This window comes from Enterobacter cloacae complex sp.6700776 (genome assembly GCF_048284255.1).
GTDB lineage: Bacteria > Pseudomonadota > Gammaproteobacteria > Enterobacterales > Enterobacteriaceae > Enterobacter > Enterobacter intestinihominis.
Map to the genome: position 1 here is coordinate 1 of NZ_JBLVYK010000154.1, position 307 is coordinate 307.

Sequence of the window (307 nt, forward strand, 5' to 3'; positions counted from 1 at the left end):
GCAGGACACCTCTGCCTACGGCGTCGACGTCAAGCACCGCACCGGCTTCCACAACGGTATGCCGGTGAAGACCAGCATGGTCAGTCTGTGCGAAGAGCTGGCGAAGCTCGGCATCTGGGTGCGCCTGCACTATGTCTATCCGTACCCGCACGTTGACGATGTGATCCCGCTGATGGCGGAAGGCAAGATTCTGCCGTACCTCGATATTCCGCTGCAGCACGCCAGCCCGCGTATTCTGAAGCTGATGAAGCGTCCAGGTTCTGCGGACCGTCAGCTGGCGCGCATTAAGCAGTGGCGTGAAATTTGC

At 59.9% G+C, this 307-nt stretch carries 1 pseudogene; it reads left to right on the forward strand.

The features are described from left to right. Window positions 1-307 (forward strand): annotated as a pseudogene (rimO, locus tag ACNQ0T_RS23680) (30S ribosomal protein S12 methylthiotransferase RimO); the annotation flags it as partial.